2 rRNA genes are annotated in these 1,138 nt (G+C 49.1%); both read right to left on the bottom strand.

Features of this window, described 5'->3' with window-relative positions:
- Positions 1–303: 303 nt before the first annotated feature.
- Positions 304–421, bottom strand: a 5S ribosomal RNA gene (rrf, locus tag ACTNEW_RS16265).
- Between the two features lie 200 nt (positions 422–621).
- Positions 622–1,138 (bottom strand): 16S ribosomal RNA (locus ACTNEW_RS16260); the annotation flags it as partial.

Raw genomic sequence — 1,138 nt, 5'->3', positions numbered from 1 at the left:
ATCGATGTCTTCCTATCTTACGTTTAACGTTTGTATCAAGGATATTTGATTAAGTAATCAAATTTACATGTATGCAGTTTTCAAGGTACAATCCTGACTGATGCTTTATCAGTCATTTAAGCAGAAAATCTCTTTTCTCCTTAAATCACTGGTAAAACCAGTTATCAGTAACAGCAATTCCCTGCTGACACGGGTTAGCACCAGTACTCTCGATCTCCGTCTGTTTCCGCCGCGTTCCCAACGTGGCTCCCTTTCCGGTGCCTGTATTTATATGAAGCAGATCTCCTCTGCTTTTTTTCTTTGATCTGGCGCCCACCTGCTCTCCCACATCGTCTCCAATGCAGTACCATCGGCCGCTTAGGTCTTAACCGTCGTGTTCGGGATGGGAACGGGTGTTTCCCCTAAACGCATCGGCACCAGAAATGTCCGTGTTACTCAAGTAAGTGCACAACCGGATTTGAAAAGTTGTTGGAAGCTTGCTTCCATAAGACTTTTTAAATTTGGTTGTATATGCGACGCAGTCGCGACCGAATGGATCTTGGATCCATGAGGTGCACTTACGTACCCCTTGATAACTCAACAGTAAAACACATCCTCTTTCCTCTACTTCTTCTTCCTTAGAAAGGAGGTGATCCAGCCGCACCTTCCGATACGGCTACCTTGTTACGACTTCACCCCAGTCATCCGTCCCGCCTTCGGCAGCTGCCTCATTTCTGTTAGCTCACTGACTTCGGGCGTTACTGACTCCCATGGTGTGACGGGCGGTGTGTACAAGACCCGGGAACGTATTCACCGCGGCATTCTGATCCGCGATTACTAGCGATTCCAGCTTCGTGTAGTCGGGTTGCAGACTACAGTCCGAACTGGGACGTTATTTTTGGGATTTGCTCCAGGTCACCCTCTCGCTTCCCTTTGTTTACGCCATTGTAGCACGTGTGTAGCCCAAATCATAAGGGGCATGATGATTTGACGTCATCCCCACCTTCCTCCAGGTTATCCCTGGCAGTCTCCTCAGAGTGCCCACCTCAAATGCTGGCTACTAAGGATAAGGGTTGCGCTCGTTGCGGGACTTAACCCAACATCTCACGACACGAGCTGACGACAACCATGCACCACCTGTCTCGGATGCCCCGAAGGG

The sequence above is a fragment of the Blautia sp. HCP3S3_G3 genome, from assembly GCF_052063365.1.
In the GTDB taxonomy this organism is placed as follows: Bacteria; Bacillota; Clostridia; order Lachnospirales; family Lachnospiraceae; genus Blautia_A.
The sequence above is the reverse complement of the archived record's forward strand: the minus strand, read 5'-3'. Positions and strand labels throughout refer to the sequence as shown.